The sequence below is a fragment of the Nocardioides sp. SR21 genome (assembly GCF_022761125.1).
Taxonomy (GTDB): Bacteria; Actinomycetota; Actinomycetes; order Propionibacteriales; family Nocardioidaceae; genus Nocardioides.
This window is the reverse complement of sequence record NZ_JAKWJR010000008.1, coordinates 187104-200924: the sequence shown is the minus strand read 5'-3', so window position 1 is coordinate 200924 and position 13821 is coordinate 187104. Positions and strand designations below refer to the sequence as shown.

The window sequence follows — 13821 nt, the reverse complement described above, 5'->3', positions numbered from 1 at the left end:
CCTGCAAGGCCAGCAGGCATGATCACGCCATGGACCAGAGTCTGTACGCCGCCGTGGGGGGCCGCGACGTCGTCGCGGAAGCGGTCCGGCGCCTCTACGACCGGATGCTGACGGACCCCGTCGTGGCGGGCGCGTTCGTCGACGTGGACCTGCGCCGGCTGCGCGGCCACATGCAGGCGTTCCTGGCGGGGTCGCTGGGCGGCGAGGTCGAGTACGACGGCCGCGACCTGCGGACCGCGCACGCATCGGTTCACATCACCGACGACATGTTCGACCGCACGGTGAGCCACCTTGTCGATACGCTGGGCGCGCTCGGCTGCGAACCCGATGTCACCGACGAGGTGGTGGTCCGCCTGGCCGCCCTGCGCGACCAGGTCGTCACCCCGATCGGGACCGTCGGCCGAGACCTCGGGAACGCCTGACCGCCGACGACAGCGAGGTGCCGATGCCGCGACCCGCACCGGTCGGCGCGCGCCTTCTGGGCCCGGTCGAAGCGGATCTCCGCGGTCACCCGGTCGATCTCGGATCCCCCAAGCAACGGGGACTGTTCGCGCTGCTCGCGCTCGAGGCGGGCCGGGTGGTCTCGACCGAGCGGCTGGTGGCCGAGCTGTGGGGCGACGCGGCCAGCGACACCGCCGTGTCCACCCTCCAGGTGTACGTCTCCCGGCTGCGTCGCGTCCTCGAGACCGACGGCGCCGACCCGGTCGTCGTACGCCGGGCGCCGGGGTACCTGCTCGACCTGCCCGGCGACGCCGTGGACACCCAGGTCCTCGAGCGGCTGCTGACATCCGCGTCCGAGCGCGCCGCGCGCGACCCGCGCGCGGCGCTGGCCCTGGTCGACGAGGCGCTCGGCCTGGTCCGCGGGCCGGCGCTCGCCGACGTCGCTGATCGACTCGGCGACACCGCTCGCACCGAGGCCACCCGGCTCGACGAGCGGGTGCTGACCGCGCGCGAGCTGCGCCTGGACCTGCTCCTCGCGTGCGGCGAGACCGCGGCCGCAGCGACCGAGGCGGCGGCGCTGGCCGCCGAGCAGCCGCTGCGCGAGCGGGTGCACGGCACGCTGATGCTCGCGCTCTACCGCGCGGGCCGGCAGGCCGAGGCGCTGGCCTGCTACGACCGGCTGCGCGAGCGGCTCGCCGACGAGCTCGGCGTCGACCCGGCGCCGGACCTGCGCCACCTCCACGGCCAGCTGCTCCGGCACGACCCCGCGCTGGCCGGGCCGGCGGAGCCGACGGCCGTCCAGCAGCCCGCCCGGACGTCGCTCGTGGGCCGGGAGGCCGAGCTCGCCGACCTCCTGGAGTCCGCCGCCGCTGCCCGCCGGGGCCACGGCGCGGTGGTCGGCCTGGTGGGCGAGGCCGGGATCGGCAAGACCCGGCTGGTCCGCGAGCTCGCCGACCGGTGCGCGGCCGACGGGATGCTGGTCGCCTGGGGCACCACGCCCGAGGACGCGACCGCAGGTGCGCTCGAGCCCTGGCACGACGCGCTCGCGACGCTGCCCGACTCCCCCGCCCGGCGCGCGCTGCGCTCCCGCGACATCGGCACCGGCGCCGACCTCGACGCCGGCGCGGCCGAGCGGCGCCGTACCGTCCGCGCCTGGGTCGACGAGCTGCTCACCACCGCCGACGCGCAGCCGCTGCTGGTCGTGCTGGAGGACGTCACCTGGGCCGACGCCGCGACGCTCGCGGTGCTCTCGGCGCTGGCCCCGGAGTGCGGGGACCGGCCGCTGATGGTGGTCGTGACCCGCCGCCCCGAGGCCGAGCCCGAGTGGACCGAGATCGCCGCGAAGCTGGCCCGGCTGCCGCACGCGCGCCGGGTCGACCTCGCGCCGCTGCCCGACGCCGACGCGGCCGAGCTGGTGCGGTCGCTGCTGACCCGCGATCGCGCGGAGGAGACCTGCGCGGCCGTGGCCGAGCGCGCCGACGGCAACCCGCTGTTCCTCGTCGAGCTCGCTCGGCTGCTCGACCAGGCGCCGGAGGACACCGACGTGCCGCCGGAGGTCCCCGCGAGCGTCCGCGACCTGCTGCTCGCCCGGCTCCAGACGCTCTCCCCCGAGGCGCGTGCCGTGGTCGACGTCGCCGCCGTCGCCGGCCGCGAGGCGCCGCTCGCCGTGGTCGCCGCCGTGACCGCGCAGGACCCCGACGCCTTCGACGACGCGCTGCTCGAGACCGCGGCCGCGGGGGTGCTCGTCGAGGACGGCGGCAGTCGTCCGGTGCTCCGGTTCCCGCACGCGCTGGTCCGCGACGTGGCGTACGCCGAGCTCCGCCCGCGCGCCCGGTCCCGTTGGCACGGCGAGATCGCCCGGGCGCTGGTCGCCGCGGGCGTCCATGACCCGGAGCGGCTCGCCGGGCACCTGCTCGAGGCGGTCGACAACGTCGGCGCCGAGGTCGCCGTACCCGTGCTGCTCGAGGCCGCCGACCGCACGATCACCGACCGCGCCTCGCGGCAGGCCGACGCCTGGCTCGCCCAGGCCCGCGAGCTCGCCGCCCAGCTGCCGCCCGGCGAGGCGGCCGACGTCGCCCGGCTCGCGGTGCTGCGCCGCGAGGCCACGCGCGCGGCGGTGCTGCACGGCTGGGCCGCCGCCGAGGTCGGCCCGTACGTCGCCGACATCGTCGAGCTGTGCCGCCGGCGGGCGCCGGACCAGGAGACCGTCGACCTGCTGTTCCGCCGGGTCGCGATCCTGCTCGCGCTCGCCGACCTGGACCGCATCGACGCCGAGATCGAGCCGCTGCTGCGCTCCGAGCCCGGCGCCGGCCACGAGGGCGAGGTGCTCGCCCGCGTCTCGCTCGGCCTGGTCGTCAGCGGACGGGACCGGCCGGAGGTCGCGCACCGGCACCTGACCGGCGCGCTCGACCTGCTCGGCAGCGGCCTGGCGCAGGGGCCGTCGTGGGCCGACATCACCACGATCGCGGCGGGCTCGCTCGCCCACTCGCTGCTGCACCTGCGCCAGCCGGAGCGCTCGCTGGTCACGGCCGAGGACACCATCGCCCGTGCGGCGCGGTTGCCGGTGGCCGAGGGCCTGAGCGCCACGATCTCCGTCGCCCTGCTCGCCGCCGCCCGCGGCGACCACGAAGCCGCCGCGCGGTACGCCGAGGACGCTCGGGTCCGGGGTCTCGAGCGCGGGCTCGACCTCGTCGTCGTGCTCGCCGAGACGGTGCTCGGCTGGGCGGACGTACGCCGGACGCGCATCCCGATCGACCCCGCCGGCCGCCAGGAGTCGCTGGTCGCGCTCCGCGCCGCCACCCACCGCTGGTCGGCGGTCGGCATCGTGGTGCTCGACGTCGTGGTCGCCACCCTCGCGGCGGAGGCCGAGCTCGAGTGCGGGTACCCGACCGAGGCCCTGGCCCGCGTCGCCGCCGTACGCCCCGGGGCGCCGGACTACTCGTGGCGGGCACGCCTCGACGACGTCGCCGCCCGCGCGACGCTCGCTGCGGGCGGACCGGTCAGGATCCTGCAAGAGCCCTGAAAGCCTGCGCCACCACGCTCCTCGGTACCGAAGCACCCCTACCGAGGAGCAGTCCACGATGTCTCGATCCCTCCGCGCCACTGTCGTCGCGGCCACCGCCCTGACCGTCGGCCTCCTGACCCTGGCGCCCGCCCACGCGGCCAAGCCCGAGCCGGTGGCCCTCAGCGGCCACCTGCTCGGCGGGTCGGCCAACGAGGGCGTCGCCGATGCCGTGACCGGAGCCGACGGGTCGACGTACGTCGCGATGTCGCTCGTCGGCGGCGACTTCGCCCACGACCCCGGCGGCCACCAGGGCGGCTGGGACGTGGTCGTGGCCAAGCTGGCGCCGAACGGGACGGACGTCGTGTGGGCGACCACGATCGGCGGCTCCGACAACGAGGAGGTCCGGGCCATCGCGCTCGGACCGGACGGCCATGTCGCGATCGTCGGCTCGACCAGCTCGATGGACTTCCCGACGACGCCCGGAGCGTACAAGTCGGCCAACACCGTCGACGACGGGTACGTCGTCCGCCTCGACGGCACGACCGGCGACATCGACTGGTCGACGCTGATCGGCGGCAGCCAGGTCGAGGAGCTGCTCGACGTGGCGATCGACGCCGACAACCGGATCTGGACCGTCGGCGACACCCAGTCGGACGACTACCCGGTGTCGCAGCTGGCCGACGGCGCGTTCCAGGGCGCCGCCGAGGCGGTGCTGACCGGCTTCAACCCGAACGGCACGCTGCGCTACTCGACGATGTACGGCGGTGGGTCGTGGGACGTGTTCGCGTCTCTCGGCTTCGACGCCGCCGGCGACCTCTACGCGCTCGGCGACATGCCCGGCTGGACGACCGCGAAGCCGAGCACCACCCTCGGCGACACCGACGGCGACGACGCCGCGGTGCTCCGCTTCTCGATGGGCGGTCCGAGCCCGGTGCTCGAGCGCGCCACGTTCGTCGGCGGGCAGGGGCCGGACCACGTCGGCACCATGGCGGTCGGCCCCACCGGCTCGCTCGTGATCGCGGGCTACACCGGGACCGGCGGGATGCCGCTGGTCCACGCGTTCCAGGACCAGCTCGGCGCCGACGACAGCGCCTACCTCGTGAAGCTCGACCGGACCGGCCAGGCGATCGTCTGGTCCACCTACTACGGCGGCTCGAGCCCCTGGATCTACCCGATGGCGATCCGCACCGACGCCTGGGGCGCGACCTACGTCTCGGGCATGTCGGCCGGCACGGCCGGCCAGCAGGTCCACGCGGTGCAGGAGGGCAACGCCGGCAAGACGGACGGGTTCGTCGCGAAGATCGCGGCCGACGGGCGCCTGGTGTTCTCGACCTACCTGGGCGGGCCCGACACCGACACCGTCGGGGCGCTGGCCCTCGACCGCACCGGTGTGCGGTTCGCCGGCGGTGCGCAGGGTCCCGACTTCGCGGGCCTCGGCACCGTCTCCGGCGCCGGTGACGGCGTCATCGGCCACCTCGCCGAGGTCGCCCGCGTGACCGGCCTGAAGGGCGCGGCGCGCCCGAAGGACCGCACGCCGACCTTCCGCTTCGAGGTCGACCTGGTCGCCGCGCACACCCAGTGCAAGGTCGACCGCGCTGCCTGGAAGCCCTGCGGCAAGCGCGTCGACGCCACGCGGTTCACGAGCACCGAGCTGGCGCCCGGCAAGCACGTGCTGCGGGTCCGCGCGCTCAGCGGCCCGCACCGCGTCGCCCCGATCGCCAAGCGGTCCTTCCGCGTGACGGGGTCGGCGTCCTGAAAGGACCTTGCAAGCCCACGGCCCGACTCTTCTCACACCACCAGACCGACCACCAGGAGCACCCCGTGTCCCGATCCCTCCGCGCCACCGTCGTCGCGGCCACCACCCTGATCGCATCCGCCCTCACCACCACACCCGCCCAGGCGGTGGTCCCGGAGCCGATCGCCTTCACGGCCGAGGCCTTCTACAGCCAGGCCAGCCACTCCGTGACCGACACCGCCACCGGGCCCGACGGCGCGACGTACCTCGCGATCGACCTCGAGGGGAGCGACTTCTACTGGGACGAGGAGGGCAGCTTCCAGGGCGGCGGCGACGCGGTCGTCGCGAAGATCCCCGCCGGGCAGACGTCGTTCGCGTGGGCGACCACCATCGGGGGAACCGGCTCCGACGAGGTGCAGGGCATCGCGGTCGGCAAGGACGGCCACGTGGTGATCACCGGGAACACGACCTCGACGGACTTCCCCACGACACCCGGTGCGCTGCGGTCCACCGCGGCCGGCATCGACGGCTTCGTCGTCCGTCTGGACGCCGGCACCGGGGCGGTCGACTGGTCGACGCTGGTGGGCGGCGCGACCCGGGACCTCCTGTGGGACGTCGCGGTCGGACCGAAGAACCGGATCTGGCTGGCCGGCACCACCCGGTCGACCGACTTCCCCGGCGGCGGACCGATCGTCGGTGACGGCGACGCCACTCTGACCGTGCTCACTCCCCAGGGCACGCTGCACTGGTCCGAGGTCGTCGGCGGTCAGTACGACGACTACCTCGGCCGGATCGCCGTGGCACCGGACGGTGACGTCGTCACGTCCGGCTTCGTGACCGGCACGGACCCCTCGGCCCCCGTGACCGAGCTCGGTCCGTCCAACACCGACCGCCCCGCGCTGCTGCGCTGGAAGGGGAACAGCGCGGCGCCGGTCCTCGAGAAGGTCACGATGATCGGTGGGGTCGAGTCCGACCCGCCGAACGCGATCTCGTTCCGGCCCGACGGCGCCCTGCTCCTGGCGGGCCACACGCACAGCACCGACCTGACCCTGGCCGGGTTCCCCGTCCAGGCGACGCCCGGCCCGAACGGCGCGGCGTACCTCCTGGAGATCGCCCCGTCCGGCGACGAGATCACGTGGGGCACGTACTACGGAGGCAGCGGCCCGATGCAGCCGCGCGCGATCGTGAGCGACGCGTGGGGCGCGACGTACGTCGCCGGCATGTCCGCAGCCACGAACGGACAGCAGCTGCACCACGTGCAGTCCGGCGCCGGCGGCGGCTGGGAGGGCTTCGTCGTGAAGTTCGCCTCAGACGGGGACCTGGTGTTCTCGACGTACCTCGGAGGCACCAGCGCCGACAGCGTGGACGGCCTCCGCCTCGACAGCACCGGGGTCGACGTCTTCGCGAGCACCACCAGCACGACCTTCCCCACGATCGACGACCTGCCCGGGTTCGGTGCCGCGATCATCGTCGGTCACCTGGCCGAGGCCGCCCACGTGAGTGAGGTGCAGGGTCCGCGGCGCACGAGGGACCGGACGCCGACGTTCCAGTTCGAGGTCGACCTGGACGGCACCCGCACGCAGTGCCAGGTCGACTCCGGCTCGTGGCGCGCCTGCATCGGCATGGGGTTCACGACCAGCCGGCTCACGCCCGGCAAGCACATCGTGCGGGTGCGCGCCCTCACGGGCCCCGGCCGCACCGCACAGACCTCCCAGAAGTCCTTCCGTATCACCCGAGGAGCACACCGATGAACCACCGCACCCGCGCCACTGTCGTCGCGGCCGCCGTCCTGACCGCCGTCACCTCCCTGCCGGTGTCGGCGACCGCCGCCGAACCCGGCAGCCCGATCAGCGTCAGCGAGACGCGCCTGGTCCCCGCGGCGGTCGCCGACGTGGCGGTCGCCCGCGACGGCACCGTGTACGTCGTCGGCACCGCGCTGAACGACGAGTCGCTCGAGCACGACGGGAGTGGCCTCGGCGACGACGCGTTCGTCGTCGCCGTCCGTCCCAACGGCTCGGTGCGCGACTCGCGATTCCTGGGCGGCTCGGCCGCGGACGGTGGGACGTCCGTGGCGGTCCGGGCGGACGGCAGGGTCGTCGTGGCCGGCCAGACCTACTCCGACGACTTCCCGACCACCGCCGGGACCGCGGGCACCGGCCGCAAGGGCAACGCCGACGCCTTCGTGACCGTGCTGAAGCCGGACCTGTCGTCGGTCGTCACCTCGACGATCGTCGGGGGCGTCAACCCCGACTCCGCCGAGGGCCTGGCCATCGACGGCAAGGGCTGGCTGTGGCTCACCGGCCGCACCGACTCCCCCGACCTGCCGGTCACCGACGGCCCGGCGCTCGGCGGCGACGGCGACGCGTTCGTCGCAGCGTTCGGTCCCGACCTCACCACCCGTCCGGTCACCCGGGTCCTGGGCGGCACGAGCCTCGACCAGGGCATGGCGGTCGTCGGCCTGCCGCGCGGTGGCGCCGTCGTCGTCGGTGAGACCTCCAGCGCCGACTTCCCGACCGTCGGCGCCGGCCTCGGCGGCGTCAACGCCTACCAGGGCATGGCCGACGCATGGGCGGCCCGGATGACCCGCAGCGGCGCGGTCTCCTGGGCGTCGCTGTTCGGTGGCGGCGGCACCGACACGCCGTACGACGTGGCGCTCGACCCGGCCGGCAACGCCGTGGTCGTCGGTCGGACCCGGAGCATGACGTTCCCGAGGACCAGCGACATCCCGCGACCTGCCAGCGACTACGAGGCCGGATTCGCCCTGGCGATCAGCCCGGCCGGCGACACCCTGCGCCGCTCGACCGTCCTCGGCGGCACCACCGGTGTCACCCAGCTGCACTCGGTCAGCGTGGACGAGCACGGCAACGCGTTCGTCGCCGGGTTCACCTACGCGACCGACGCACCGACGGCCCATGCCTCCGGCCTCGCCATGGCCGGCGACGTGTACGTCGCCGAGGTCGACCGCACCGGCGACGTCCTCCGGTGGGCGATCCCCGTGGGTGGCCTCGGCAACCAGCGCGGCTACGCGTCCGCACTCGGTCGCGACGGCCGGCTCGTGGTCGCCGGCTTCGAGGAGAGCTCGGCAGGCACGAAGAGCTTGTACTCGGGCGGCGTGCGGTGGCTCGACTCCCGTCCGGCCGTGACCGGCCTGGCCCGCACCGGCAAGGCGTCGGACCGCACCCCGACCTTCGTGTTCCAGACCGACGTGACCGGCGCCCGCACGCAGTGCCGCGTGGACGGCAAGCCCTGGAAGGCCTGCACGAACGGCAGGTTCACCACGCCGAGGCTCAGCGCCGGCAAGCACACCGTGAAGGTCCGGGCGACGGACCTGCCCGGTCGCTACGGCCCGACGGCGTCGAAGGGGTTCGTCGTCAGGTAGCCGTCAGGCGAGCGCGGTCGGCAGGGTGTCCTGCCAGGCCGACCGCAGCTCGTCGAGCGGGATGTCGAACTGGCCGTCGACGGCGAGCGCGTCGCCGCCGGTCACGCCCAGCGCGGTGAGAGGCACGCCGTGTCCCTGCACCAGCTCGACCAGGCGCTCGGCGTCGCCGTCGGCCACGGTGACCAGCACCCGCCCGGTGGACTCGCTGAACAGCGCCACGAACGCGTCGTCGTCGACCGACACCGAGACGCCGACGCCGTGGCGCAGCGCGCCCTCGGCGAGCGCCTGCGCCAGGCCGCCCTCGGAGAGGTCGTGCGCCGAGGTGACCAGGCCGACCGCGTCGCGCAGCAGCTCGGCCAGCGTCCTCTCGGCCTCGAGGTCGACCTTCGGCGGCAGCCCACCGAGGTGCTGGTGCACGACGTGCGCCCACTCGGAGCCGGACAGCTCCTCTCGGGTCTCGCCGATGAGGAACACCCGCTCGCCGGCGGCCGACCAGGCCGACGGCGTACGCCGGGTGACGTCCTCGATCACGCCGAGCACCGCGACCACCGGGGTCGGCAGGATCGCGGTCTCGCCGGTCTGGTTGTAGAGGCTCACGTTGCCGCCGGTCACCGGGATGCCGAGCTCGACGCACCCGTCCTTGAGCCCGCGGCAGGCCTCGGCGAACTGCCACATGACCGCCGGGTCCTCGGGCGAGCCGAAGTTCAGGCAGTCGGAGATCGCCAGCGGGGTGGCGCCGCCGGTCGCGACGTTGCGGTAGGACTCGGCGAGCGCGAGCTGCGCGCCGGCGTACGGGTCGAGCTTCGCGTAGCGGCCGTTGCAGTCGGTCGAGACGGCGACGCCGAGGTTGGTCTCCTCGTCGACGCGGATCATGCCGCTGTCCGACGGCTGCGCCAGCACGGTGTTGCCGCGCACGTAGCGGTCGTACTGGTCGGTGATCCACGACTTGTCGCAGAGGTTCGGGCTCGCGACGAGCGTCAGCAGCGTCGAGCGCAGCTCGTCGCCGGTGCTCGGTCGCGCCAGCGCCTCGGCCGCGTCGGCCTGCAGGTCGTCCTGCCAGTCCGGGCGGGCGAACGGGCGGTTGTACGTCGGCCCGTCGTGCGCGACCGACCGCGGCGGGACGTCGACGACGCGGTCGCCGTGCCAGTCGATCTCGAGCCGGCCGGTGTCGGTGACCTCGCCGATCACGACGGCCTCGACGTCCCACTTGGCGCAGATCGTCATGAACGCCTCGACGTCGCCGGGCTCGACGACCGCCATCATCCGCTCCTGCGACTCGCTCATGAGGATCTCCTCGGGAGCGAGCGTGGAGTCGCGCAGCGGCACCCGGTCGAGCTCGACGTGCATGCCGCCGTCGCCGGCGGACGCGAGCTCGGAGGTGGCGCAGGACAGACCCGCGCCGCCGAGGTCCTGGATGCCCGCGACCAGGCCGGCCGCGAAGATCTCGAGCGTGCACTCGATGAGGAGCTTCTCCATGAACGGGTCGCCGACCTGGACGCTCGGCCGCTTGGCCGGGCCGTCGGCGTCGAACGTCTCGGAGGCCAGCACCGAGACACCTCCGATGCCGTCGCCGCCGGTGCGGGCGCCGTACAGGATCACCTGGTTGCCGACGCCGGAGGCCTTGGCGAGGTGGAGGTCCTCGTGCCGCAGGACGCCGACGCAGAGCGCGTTGACGAGCGGGTTGCCGAGGTAGGTCTCGTCGAAGACGGCCTCGCCGCCGATGTTCGGCAGGCCGAGGCAGTTGCCGTAGCCGCCGACGCCGGCCACGATCCCGGGCAGCACCCGGTGGGTGTCGTCGGCGTCGAGCGGGCCGAAGCGGAGCGGGTCCATGACCGCGACCGGGCGGGCGCCCATCGCGAGGATGTCGCGGACGATGCCGCCGACGCCGGTCGCGGCGCCCTGGTAGGGCTCGACGTACGACGGGTGGTTGTGCGACTCGACCTTGAAGGTGACGGCGTACCCCTGGCCGATGTCGATGACGCCGGCGTTCTCGCCGATGCCGGCGAGCATCTTGCCGACCGGGGTCTCCTGCGGGATCTCGGAGAACTGCTTGAGGTGGACCTTGGAGCTCTTGTACGAGCAGTGCTCGCTCCACATCACGGAGTACATCGCGAGCTCGGAGCTGGTGGGCCGGCGGCCGAGGATCTCGCGGATCCGCTGGTACTCGTCGGCCTTGAGGCCGAGGTCGGCCCAGGGCTGCTCGTGGTCGGGATCCTGGGCGGCGACGGCGACGGTGTCCAGCACGGCGCCAAATCTACCGGCGGCAGGCGGTGCGGCCGACATCGCGGTCGAGGGGTGGCCGGCTCAGGCGGCGGTGTCCTTCCAGGGGTCGTGCTCGGCGAGGATCCGGTCGACGCGGGCCTGGTCGAGGCGGGAGACGACGTACTGGTTCTCCTGGGCGTCGCGCACGCACTTGGCGAGCGAGAAGGAGGAGGTGACGAGGAAGAGGGTCCCGAGCGCGAGGAAGGCCTTGGGCCACGGCTCGTAGGGGAGGTAGTAGATGGCGATCAGCATCGTCATGAGCGAGATCGCGAAGGCGGCGGCCGACTGGGCGTAGAAGGCGGTGGTGGTCTTGGCGGCGGGCGTGGGCTTGTCCATGCCCCGAGTCTCGGCGCGCGAGGTACCCACGAGCATCGGTACGGATACTCGGGTGTGGGCCGAGGTCCTGCGACACTGCGCCCGTGAGCTCTCCTGCCGCGGTCGCCGTCGAGGACCGGCTGTTCCGAGCGCTCGCGGTGCTGCGGGCCGTCGTGCTCGTGAACGCGGTCGCCGTGACGATCTGGCGGCGCGACGACTTCGACCGGCCCGGCCTGACCGCCGCGGCGGTGGTCGCGATGGTGCTGTGGACCGGCTTCGCCACCTGGGCGTACGACGAGCGCCGGCGCCGCACGCTCCCCCTGCTGGTCGCGGACCTGGCGCTCGCGGCGGGGCTGCTGCTCCTGACGCCGGCGGTGCAGGGCGACGACGTGACCGCCAGCCTCCCGGGCTTCTGGGTGATGGGCGCGCTGTTCGCGTGGGCGATCCACTACCGCTGGGTCGGCGGACTGGCGGCCGGCGCCCTGCTCGCGGCCGCCGACCTGCTGCGCCAGGACATCGACTGGTCCGACTACGACAACGCGTTCCTGCTGGTGCTGGGCGGCACCGTCGTCGGCTTCATGTGCGGGTCGCTCGAGCGGATGGCCACCGAGCGCGAGGTGGCCGAGCGGGCAGCGGCGGTGGCCGACGAGCGGACCCGGCTGGCCCGCGCGGTCCACGACGGCGTGCTCCAGGTGCTCGCCCTGGTCCAGCGGCGCGGCGGCGACCTGGGTCAGCTGGCGGGCGAGCAGGAGCGCCGGCTCCGCGCGCTGATCCGCGCCCAGGACACGCTGGCGCCGGTGGCGGAGGGCGCCGTCGACCTGGTGGCCGAGCTGACCTCGCTCGAGCGGCGTACGGGCGTCACCGTCTCGACACCGGCGACCCCGGTCGAGCTGCCGGCCGCGACCGCGCAGGAGCTGGTGGCCGTCGCCGGCGCCTGCCTCGACAACATCCGCGCGCACGTCGGCGAGGACGCTCCCGCCTGGGTGCTGCTGCAGGCGTTCCCGGACCGCGTCGAGCTGACCGTGCGCGACGAGGGGCCGGGCATCGCGGCCGGCCGGCTCGAGGAGGCCGCGGCGCAGGGCCGGCTCGGCGTCGCGGAGTCGATCCGGGGCAGGATCACCGACCTCGGCGGCACGGCCGAGCTGACCACGGGATCCTTCGGGACCGAGTGGGAGTTCGTCGTCCCGAGGTGACCTAGGGTGCCCGCATGAGCCTGCGCGTGATGGTCGTCGACGACCACCCGATGTGGCGAGACGCCGTCGAGCGCGACCTGGCCGCTGCCGGGCACGAGGTGGTCGGGGTCGCGGCCAACGGGCGCGAGGCGCTCGCACGGTTCCCGGCGGCCCGCCCGCAGGTGGTGGTCCTCGACCTGCAGATCCCCGAGCCCGACGGCGTGCAGGTCACCGCCGAGATGGTGGCGAAGGACCCGTCGGTGCGGGTGCTGATCCTGTCCGCGTCCGGCGAGCAGGCGGACGTGCTGGCGGCGGTGAAGGCGGGCGCGACCGGCTACCTGGTGAAGTCCGCGTCCCGCGACGAGCTGCTCGACGCCGTACGCCGCACCGCGGAGGGCGACCCGGTCTTCACGCCGGGCCTGGCCGGTCTGGTGCTCGGCGAGTTCCAGCGGATCTCCGAGGAGCCCGAGCCCGCCCGGCCCGAGACCGGGCTGACGGAGCGTGAGACCGAGGTGCTGAAGATGGTCGCCAAGGGCCTGTCGTACCGGCAGATCGCCGAGCGGCTGGTGCTCTCGCACCGCACCGTGCAGAACCACGTGCAGAACACGCTGCGCAAGCTGCAGATGCACAACCGCGTTGAGCTGACCCGCTTCGCGATCGAGCTGGGCCTCGACGAGGACTGAGCGGTCAGACGGCTTCGGCGACCCGTTGCCAGCGGTGGCCGTCCCACCACCAGTGGCCGTCGGCGCTGACGAGCGGTGCGCCGCCCTCGGCCGGGTCGGCGTGGAAGTGCGGGACCAGCCCGAGGAACGGCTGGTCGGTCCATGAGTCGCTCATGATGATCTCCCCCCATGACGGCAGCGTCGCCGCCGATCGCTGCCAGGGTGTTCCCGATCGGCAGGAGAGCGCAGCGGGTTGAGGAAACCTTGCGACTCGCCGGTCGGGCAGCGAGCCGGCGGGTGACCTACTTCAGCAGGCCGTCCGCGACGACCTCGAGCAGGGGACGTACGGCGGCGACGTCGAGGTCGCTCTGGTCCGCCACCGTCGCGATCCCGCCGACGAGGCGGCAGACCTGGATGGTGTCGACCTGATCGCGAAGCGCGCCGTCGTCGCGGAGGCGGTCGATCACGCGGGCGTTCGCGGTGGCGAGCACCTGGCACTTGGTCATGATCGGCGACTCGGGGTCGCCCATCGCAGAGGTGATCTTCGCGGGACCGCCCTTGTGCTGGCTGATCAGCTCGACGTAGCGCTCGAACCAGTTGAGCAGCAGGTCGCGGTCGCCGCCCTCGAAGGCGAGCGCCTTGTCGGCGGTCTCGGTGACCTTGTCGACCCACGACTGCAGGATCGCGTCGATGAGGTTCTCGCGCTTCGGGAAGTGCCGGTAGAGCGTGCCCGGGCCGACCCCGGCCCGCTTGGCCACCTCGTCGAGCGAGGCGTCGTACCCCTTCTCGCGGAACACCTCACGCGCGACCTCGACGATGCGGTCGTAGTTGCGCTGCGCATCGGCTCGCAC

11 protein-coding genes are annotated in these 13821 nt (G+C 73.9%); 7 read left to right on the top strand and 4 right to left on the bottom strand.

Features of this window, described 5'->3' with window-relative positions; translation table 11 throughout:
- Window positions 1–29: 29 nt before the first annotated feature.
- From MJ604_RS16895 to MJ604_RS16875, 5 genes are all read left to right on the top strand, one after another.
- Window positions 30–422, top strand: a complete 393-nt coding sequence (locus MJ604_RS16895) for a group 1 truncated hemoglobin (protein WP_243059671.1) — start codon at window positions 30–32, stop codon at window positions 420–422.
- Window positions 423–445: 23 nt separating this feature from the next.
- Window positions 446–3463: a BTAD domain-containing putative transcriptional regulator gene (locus tag MJ604_RS16890; protein WP_243059670.1), complete on the top strand. Its 3018-nt coding sequence runs from the start codon at window positions 446–448 to the stop codon at window positions 3461–3463.
- Between the two features lie 58 nt (window positions 3464–3521).
- On the top strand, window positions 3522–5201 hold the full coding sequence (locus MJ604_RS16885) for a hypothetical protein (RefSeq protein ID WP_243059669.1): 1680 nt from the start codon (window positions 3522–3524) through the stop codon (window positions 5199–5201).
- A gap of 65 nt (window positions 5202–5266) precedes the next feature.
- Complete coding sequence (locus tag MJ604_RS16880) at window positions 5267–6931, top strand: hypothetical protein (protein WP_243059668.1); 1665 nt, start codon at window positions 5267–5269, stop codon at window positions 6929–6931.
- A complete protein-coding gene (locus tag MJ604_RS16875; RefSeq protein WP_243059667.1) occupies window positions 6928–8559 on the top strand; it encodes a hypothetical protein in 1632 nt (543 codons plus the stop codon). Before MJ604_RS16880 ends, MJ604_RS16875 begins: the two co-directional genes overlap by 4 nt.
- A 3-nt stretch (window positions 8560–8562) precedes the next feature.
- Here the strand turns inward: MJ604_RS16875 and purL are convergent, their stop codons facing one another.
- Window positions 8563–10803, bottom strand: coding sequence for a phosphoribosylformylglycinamidine synthase subunit PurL (gene purL, locus MJ604_RS16870; protein ID WP_243059666.1), 2241 nt, complete (start codon window positions 10801–10803; stop codon window positions 8563–8565).
- A 60-nt stretch (window positions 10804–10863) separates the two neighbouring features.
- Window positions 10864–11157 carry a YiaA/YiaB family inner membrane protein gene (locus tag MJ604_RS16865; protein WP_243059665.1) on the bottom strand — a complete coding sequence of 98 codons (294 nt, stop codon included), beginning with the start codon at window positions 11155–11157 and terminating at the stop codon, window positions 10864–10866.
- An 83-nt stretch (window positions 11158–11240) separates the two neighbouring features.
- On the opposite strand from MJ604_RS16865, the gene macS reads away from it, so the two are divergent.
- Together macS and MJ604_RS16855 are read left to right on the top strand one after the other, a co-directional pair.
- Window positions 11241–12329: a MacS family sensor histidine kinase gene (gene macS, locus MJ604_RS16860; protein ID WP_243059664.1), complete on the top strand. Its 1089-nt coding sequence runs from the start codon at window positions 11241–11243 to the stop codon at window positions 12327–12329.
- A gap of 14 nt (window positions 12330–12343) precedes the next feature.
- On the top strand, window positions 12344–12991 hold the full coding sequence (locus MJ604_RS16855; protein WP_243059663.1) for a response regulator transcription factor: 648 nt from the start codon (window positions 12344–12346) through the stop codon (window positions 12989–12991).
- 4 nt (window positions 12992–12995) lie between these two features.
- Here the strand turns inward: MJ604_RS16855 and MJ604_RS16850 are convergent, their stop codons facing one another.
- Both MJ604_RS16850 and MJ604_RS16845 read right to left on the bottom strand, forming a co-directional pair.
- A complete protein-coding gene (locus MJ604_RS16850) occupies window positions 12996–13145 on the bottom strand; it encodes a hypothetical protein (protein WP_243059662.1) in 150 nt (49 codons plus the stop codon).
- A 127-nt stretch (window positions 13146–13272) separates the two neighbouring features.
- Window positions 13273–13821 carry a TetR/AcrR family transcriptional regulator gene (locus tag MJ604_RS16845; protein WP_243059661.1) on the bottom strand — a complete coding sequence of 183 codons (549 nt, stop codon included), beginning with the start codon at window positions 13819–13821 and terminating at the stop codon, window positions 13273–13275.